7 protein-coding genes are annotated in these 6,823 nt (G+C 68.0%); 1 reads left to right on the top strand and 6 read right to left on the bottom strand.

What is annotated here, in order from left to right:
• The 3 genes from VN419_RS01190 to VN419_RS01180 form a co-directional block, all read right to left on the bottom strand.
• The coding region (locus VN419_RS01190; RefSeq protein WP_325643572.1) for an HD domain-containing protein at positions 1–1,146 on the bottom strand (1,146 nt) is incomplete at its 3' end.
• 96 nt (positions 1,147–1,242) lie between these two features.
• Positions 1,243–2,802: a 23S rRNA (uracil(1939)-C(5))-methyltransferase RlmD gene (gene rlmD, locus VN419_RS01185; RefSeq protein WP_325643570.1), complete on the bottom strand. Its 1,560-nt coding sequence runs from the start codon at positions 2,800–2,802 to the stop codon at positions 1,243–1,245.
• The gene (locus VN419_RS01180; protein ID WP_325643568.1) at positions 2,799–3,587 is read right to left on the bottom strand and encodes a DUF3108 domain-containing protein; all 789 of its coding nucleotides are present in this window, start codon (positions 3,585–3,587) and stop codon (positions 2,799–2,801) included. The genes rlmD and VN419_RS01180 overlap by 4 nt, the downstream gene beginning before the upstream one ends.
• Positions 3,588–3,770: 183 nt before the next feature.
• On the opposite strand from VN419_RS01180, the gene VN419_RS01175 reads away from it, so the two are divergent.
• The gene (locus VN419_RS01175) at positions 3,771–4,268 is read left to right on the top strand and encodes a CBS domain-containing protein (protein WP_325643566.1); all 498 of its coding nucleotides are present in this window, start codon (positions 3,771–3,773) and stop codon (positions 4,266–4,268) included.
• Positions 4,269–4,342: 74 nt separating this feature from the next.
• Here VN419_RS01175 and VN419_RS01170 read toward each other — a convergent pair whose 3' ends face one another.
• The 3 genes from VN419_RS01170 to VN419_RS01160 are packed head-to-tail and all read right to left on the bottom strand — an operon-like array spanning position 4,343 to position 6,595.
• Complete coding sequence (locus tag VN419_RS01170) at positions 4,343–5,038, bottom strand: energy-coupling factor ABC transporter ATP-binding protein (RefSeq protein WP_325643564.1); 696 nt, start codon at positions 5,036–5,038, stop codon at positions 4,343–4,345.
• Positions 5,035–5,748 carry an ABC transporter permease gene (locus VN419_RS01165; RefSeq protein ID WP_325643562.1) on the bottom strand — a complete coding sequence of 238 codons (714 nt, stop codon included), beginning with the start codon at positions 5,746–5,748 and terminating at the stop codon, positions 5,035–5,037. Before VN419_RS01165 ends, VN419_RS01170 begins: the two co-directional genes overlap by 4 nt.
• Positions 5,749–5,779: 31 nt before the next feature.
• On the bottom strand, positions 5,780–6,595 hold the full coding sequence (locus tag VN419_RS01160; RefSeq protein ID WP_325643560.1) for a substrate-binding domain-containing protein: 816 nt from the start codon (positions 6,593–6,595) through the stop codon (positions 5,780–5,782).
• Positions 6,596–6,823: the final 228 nt, after the last annotated feature.

Genomic DNA, 6,823 nt, shown 5'->3' with positions numbered 1-6,823 from the left:
GTTTCTGAGCGCGGTGTCGGCCTCGATGAACGCGGCCAGCCGGTCGCACATCTTGAGCAGAGGTCCGTCCTTGGGGTCCAGCTCGTCCAGATTCTTGGGCCCGCGCAGGTCGCTCTCGGTGACGTTGTGCACTTCCACGATGCCGTCCGGGCCGGGCTCGCGCACGGTGGCGATGAACTCCGAGCCCACATCGAGCCCCAGCAGATAGCCCAGGCGCTCGGCCAGATCCTCGCAGCCGCCCTTTTTCAGCGGGCCGATGATCTTGCGCTCCAACTCCTGGTTCTCATACTGCTTGATGAGTTCGCCGATGGAGGCGTCGGCGCTTTTCACGGGCGAGATGATGTCGCGGGTCAGAAGTTCCGGCAGGTCGTGGAACAGGCCGGTGAAGAAGTTGTTCTGCCGCCGGGCCTGGCAGGCGCCCGCCTCCACGCTGAAGAACCAGGAATAGGTGGCCACCAGGAACATGTGCCCCAGCACGGTGGTTTCCGGCACGCGGGGCGTTTGCGACCAGCGCTTCTGGAAGCGCAGCTGGCCCGCGCGCGCGGCGAAGCGGCCGAACTCGTTGCCGCCGGAGAGCAGATCGGCCACGCCGGGGATGTCCGTCAAGGCGGCCAGACGCTTCTGGAAGCTCTCCTCGATCTCCGGCATCTCCTCGTCCTGCGGATTGAGCGGCTTCAATACCCGGAACTCGGAGTAGGAGGCGTACAGGTGCGCGGCCATGAGGATGCGCCGGGCGAGGGTCTTCTCCTCCGGCTCCATCAGGGCCACGGTCATGCGCTCCCAGAAGTCCTGGCCCAGGGGGGCCAGCCGGGGCTTGAGCTGCGGCAGCACCCACTGGGTGAGCTTCTGGTAGTCCTCGCGGTTGGCCTTGATCTTGTAGAACACCGGCGGTTTGATGTCGGTGATGACCAGGCGGTAGAAGTAGTCGAAGATGCCGCCCTCAATGGTCTCCTCCACAAGCTCCAGGCGCTCGGCCAGGGGCATGCCCGCGGTGACGCGGGTGAGCAGCATCCAGGCCACGATCATCTTGTGGGCCTGCTTGTCCACCTCCATGAGCTCCATGGGGCGCAGGCGGTCGTTCCAGCGCTTCATGAACGCGCCGGAGAACACCAGCTGCAAGAGGCTCTTGCGGATCACGGTCGACATCGGCTTCCTCCGGGGGGATGAACACGTTGCAGCAGCCTACCCCGCTTGCCCGCCACTCGGCAAGTAGAGGTGGCAGGTGGAGCCGGGCCGCCGCGGCTATTTGGGCGTGAACAGGGCCAGGCACTCGGCATGGGCCGTGTGCGGGAACAAGTCCACGGCGCGCACGGCCGCAAGCTCGAAGCCGCCCTCCTCGCCCGCCAGAAGTCCGGCGTCGCGCGCAAGGGTGGCCGGATTGCACGACACGTACACCAGCCGCGAAGGCCTGGTGCGGTTCAGCCAGCCGATGAGCCCTGCGTCCAGGCCCTCGCGCGGGGGGTCGGCCACCACGGCGTCGGCCTTGGTGTAGCCTTCGGGCAGGCGTTCCGGCACGGCGCTCTCGCCGGTCAGGTCCGCGCGGATGAAGCGGCAGTTCTCGGCCTTGTTCAGCCGGGCGTTGGCCTCGGCGTCGGCCACGGCGGAAGGATTGGCCTCCAGCCCCAGCACCTTGCCCGCGTGGCCCGCCAGGAAGAGCGCGATGCCCCCGCCGCCGCAGTACAGGTCGTACACCACGTCCGTGGGGGCCAGGTCCGCCAGCTCGCGCAGGCCCGCGTACAGGCCCAGGGCGCCGCCGGTGCAGGTCTGGAAGAAGGCGTCGGCGCTGATGGAATAGCGCACGTCCTCCAAAGTCTCGACGAGAGCGCTCTCGCCCAGGGCCAGCACCGTGCGCTCGGACTGGGCCAGGCCGTCGGCGCGGGCGCGCTCGGAGTGGACGAAGCCCGCCAGCTTGGGGAAGCGGCGCAGAAGTTCCTCGCCCAGGGCCAGCAGAGCCAGCGCGGGGGCGCTGTCCGCCGGGACGGGCGCGGTGATGAGCTGGGCCAGGTACTTGTCCTGATGCACGCTGTGGCGCAGCACCAGGTGGCGCAAAAGGCCCTGGCCGGTGCGGCGGTCATAGGCGGGCAGACCGGCCTCGCGGCAGGCCTCGCGCACGGCGTCCAGCATGGCCTGGCCGTCCTTGGTGAAAATGGCGCAGGAGGCCACGTCGAACACGCGGCCGGGGTCGGCCTTGGCGTACAGGCCCAGGCGCAGGCTTGCGCCGAAGCCCTGGAAGGCGAACTCCATCTTGTTGCGGAAGGCCGTGACGCTTGGCGCGGGCAGCGCGGGCAGCACGCGTTTGGGCTCCACCCGGCCGATGCGCTTGAGGGCGTCCAGGATCTGCCGCTCTTTCCAGAACAGCTGCCGCTCCGGGGCCAGGGTCTGCAGGGGGCAGCCGCCGCACACGTCCGTGTGGGGGCACAGGGGGGCCACGGCCTCGGGCGAGGGCGTCAGCACCTCGGCCACCTGGGCCTCGGCGTGGCGGCGGTGCACGCGGGTGATGCGCGCGCCGACCACGGAGCCCGGCAGGCCGCCGGTGACGAACACGGCCATGCCCGCGCCGTCCTCCAGGCCTTCCACGCCCTCGGGCAAGCGAGCCACGCCGGCGCCGCCCAGAGCCAGGGTGTCGATGGTCAGGGTGAGGGTCTTGCCTTCAAGGGGATGCGCCTCGCGCTCGCTGGGGGCGCGGCGGTGCTCGCCGCCGCTGCGGCGGGCCTGTCCGGGTCCGCTGCGGGCCGGGGCGCGGCCGTTGCGGGCGCTGGGGGCGGAGCGTTTGGGAGTCTTCTTCGATCTGGAGCTGTTCACTGTGCCGCCTTCTTTTTCGGGGGTTCATACCCGGTAAGTTCCATGGAAAAATGGCCGACCACCACCTTGCTCTTCACGCGCACGGGAATGCGCCGGGCGTCGTTGGTGATCCAGACCTGCAACGTCGCATCGGGGCTTTTGCGGAACACCCCGCCGATGTTGCGCACATCGGGTTCGACCAGCAGGGTGTCGAATTCGCCCGCCGGAGTTTTTATGGTTTCGCGCTTGATGACCTTGGCCGTGCCGGTGATGCTCTTCTCGCCGTCCGTAACCGGCGCGGCGAATTCGTAGCCCACGGCAAGGGGCTTGGTGCGGAACAGAAACAGCATGGACAAGGGGTCGAAGCTGCCTGTGGGGATGATGACCGCGTTCTTGAAATTCCCCTTGCTGTAGCGGTAGGCCACGTTGCCGTTCTTGTCGAAGCGCACCACGTAGTTGCGCACGTAGTCGCCCTCGCTCTGGTCCTTGCGGTAGAGGATGGCGTGGGTCACCGCCGGGTCCACCCAGGATTCGATGGAGTCGCGCACCTTGTAGAACTTATCAATAAATGGCGTGCTTTGCGCCAGGGCGCGGAAGTGCATGGCCTGCCGCCCATCTCCGGGGCTCGCGGCCGTCGCCGCCACCGGGCCGGTCTCCAAGGTCTCCAACGTGGCGGAGCCCGCCAGGATGAAGGTCCAGTAGAGATTGTAGCTGAGCTTCTCGCCAGGTCCGAAGGGCAGCTCCGCCCGGGCCGGGGAGCCCCAGGCCAGCACCTGCGCCAGGGCGAAAAAGACCGCCAGGGCCAATACACGCTTCATACGCGGCAGAGTGCGGTCTGGCACGCGGATTGTCAAGGTCCGTGGGGCCTGCCGGGCAGGCGCGACAGAGGGGCCGCGCCCCTTGCAACACCCGGCCCGCGCGGGCTATGATGGCCCTAACCGCCCGGCGTTGATTTCCTTGTGGGCGGAACCATCCTCTAGGAGTGCCGCATGCTGTTTCGGAAAAGGGCCTGGGATTTGATGCGCGATGATTTTGCGACAGTGGACGAATCCGCCAGCCTGGCGGAGGCCGTGCGCGCCCTGCGCGAAAGCCAGAACAAGTCGCCGGAGAACAACGTGGTGCTCGTCATGGGCAAGAACGGCAACAAGGAAGGCGTGCTCAAGGGCGCCATTTCCGTGTGGACCGTGCTGGCCGCGCTGGACGAATGCGTGCTGCGCGACCCGGAACTGAAGGTGGTGAAGGAAAGCGACTTCGACAAGACCTTTGCCCGGGCCAGCGCCGTGTGCACCCACACGTCCCTGGCGGGCCACATGGAGGCCGACGTGCCGACGCTGAAGCCCAACGATCCGCTGCCCGTGGTGCTGGAGCTTTTCTTGCGCCGCAAGCGCGGCTGGGCCGTGGTGCAGGAGAACGGCAAGGTGCTGGGCGTCATCCTGGTGGCCGACCTGTACCGGGAGCTTTCCGCGGACATGACCAAGGCCTTCTAGGCCGCAAACGACCCGTGACCACACCGGGGCCGCCTGACGCTTTCGACGCGCGGGCGGCTCCTTTTTTTGGGCTTCTAGTCCAGGCCGGAAACGATGCGCCCTTCTTCCAGGGTCAGCACCCTGTCCGCGCAGGAGGACAGCCAGTCCATGTCGTGGCTTGAGATGACGAGCGTCGTGCCATAGGCCTGGCGCGCGGAGAGCACCGCCGCCTTCACGTGCTCCGTGCTGGCGCGGTCCAGGCCCGCCGTGGGCTCATCGAGCAGCAGCGCGGCGGGTTTAAGGATCAGCCGGGCGGCCAGGGCCACGCGCCGGGCCTCGCCCCCGGAGAGCTGCCGCCAGGAACGGCCCGCGTAGTCCCTGGCGTCCAGGCCCACCCGCGCCAGGGCCTCGGCCACATCCCCGGCCGAAACCGGCAGGCCGCGCAGCTTCAGCCCATAGGCCACGTTGGCCGCAACCGAGCGCGAGAGCAGGCAGGTGTCCTGGCCCAGCAGCACGGCCTTGCGGCGCAGCAGGTGCGCGCCGCGCCAGGCGTGGGCGTCCACGGCCGCGCCGTCGAACTCCAGCACTCCCGCGCGCGGGGCCAGCAAAAAGCCCAAAAGTTTCAGCAGGGTGCTTTTGCCGCTGCCGTTGTGCCCCGCCAGGCCCAGAATGCCGCCGCGCGGGATGGCGAGCTCCGGCACGCGCAGGGCGGTCTGGCCGTCGGCATACGCCGCCTCAATGCCGGTGAGGCGGTACAGAGGCCCGGCCGTGCGCTCCGTCGCCGCGTTCATGCGCGCCCCCGCAGGCCCTCGGCCGAGCGCGAGCGCAGCAGGCCCACGATGAGGTTCACCACCAGCGCCACCAGCATGAGCACGATGCCGAGCGCGATGCCGCTGGCGAACTCGCCCTTGCCCGTTTCCAGCGCGATGGCCGTGGTGATGGTGCGTGTGTGCCACTTGATGTTGCCGCCCACCATCATGGCGATGCCGACCTCGCTGACGATGCGGCCAAAGGCCGAGGCCGCGGCGAGCGCCATTGCGAAGCGCGCCTCGGAAAGGGTGGCCGCGAGGAGCTGCATGCGGTCCGCGCCCAGGGAAAGCACCGTCTGGGTCAGGCGCACGTCGGTGGATTCCACGGCCGTGGCCGTCATGGCGATGATGATGGGCAGGCCGAGGAGCGTGAGGCCGATGGCCATGCCCGGCAGGGTGAACAAGAGGCCCCATTCGCCCAGGGGCCCGCGCGTGGTGAACAGGGCGTACACGATGAGCCCGATGACCACGGTGGGGAGTGAAAGCATCCAGTCCACCACCAGCCGGGCCACGCGGCGGCCGGGAAAGCGGAAATGCCCCAGGGCGAAACCCAGGGGCAATCCCATGACCAGGCTTGCGGCCAGGGCCAGGGCCGTTACCGCCGCCGTGGCCCAGACCGCCGAGAAGGTCTCGGGGTCCAGGGCCAGCAGCAGTTCCACGGCCTTGGCCAGGCCTTCGCTGAAGTAATCCACTGTTTTCTAAGCGTCCTTGCTTGGCCGAGTTTTACTTGGCGGCGTTGGGCGTGAAGAGCTGCTTGCCCTCCACCTTGAAGTCGGCGATGGCCTTCTGCCCCGCGGGCGAAAGGTACCAGGCCATGAGCTTCTTGGCCGCCTCGTGCTTGATCTTGCTGCACTTGGCCGAGAGCAGGATGATGCTGTACTGGTTGCGCAGGGCCAGGTCGCCCTCGGAGAGGATGACCAGGCCGGACTTGCCGTGGTCCTTGGCCTCATAGGCGATCCAGGTGCCGCGGTCGGTGACGGTGTACGCGCCGCGCTCCGCCGCCATGCGCAGGGTGGTCAGCATGCCCTGGCCGACGCTGATGTACCAGGACTCCTTGTCCGGGCTGAGGCCCGCGGCCTTCCACAGCTGCTGCTCCAGCTTGTGCGTGCCGGAGTCGTCGCCGCGGCTGGCGAAGGGCGCCTTGGCGCCCGCGATGGCCTTGAGCGCGTCGCCCGCGGTCTTGCCCTTGATCTTGGCCACGTCCTTGGCCGGGCCCACGATGATGAAGTCGTTGTACATGAATTCCTTGCGCAGCACGCCGTGGCCTTCGTCGATGAACTTTTCCTCCGCGCCGGGGGCGTGCACCATGAGCACGTCCACGTCGCAGTTCTTGCCGTGCTCCAGGGCCTTGCCCGTGCCCACGGCGATCCAGCGCATGTCGAGGCCGGTGTCCTTCAGGATCTTCGGGGCCAGATAGTCCAGCAGGCCGGTGTCGGCGGTGCTGGTGGTGGTGCCCACCAGGATGCTCTCGGCCGCAAACGCGCTGCCGGTGAAGGCCAGCAGGGCCAGCAGGGTCAGGATGAGGGAAAATTTGCGCATGGTCGTTCCTCCGGCTTTGGTCAGATGTGGCATATGTCAGTGTTGACGCATGTCACGAATGACACAGGATTCGTGTCTGTGTAAAGACCGGGGCCATTGCGCAGAGTCTTGCCCCCACAATTTTGGGACAACCCCCTAGCCCGCGCCTCCTAGCCGACCGCGTTGACCACGTTCTGCGGAGCGCCGGAAAGAAAGGCCCGCAGGTTGGCCGCAGCGATGCCTATGAGC

The sequence above is a fragment of the Humidesulfovibrio sp. genome (assembly GCF_035560995.1).
GTDB lineage: Bacteria > Desulfobacterota > Desulfovibrionia > Desulfovibrionales > Desulfovibrionaceae > Humidesulfovibrio.
The sequence above is the reverse complement of the archived record's forward strand: the minus strand, read 5'-3'. Positions and strand labels throughout refer to the sequence as shown.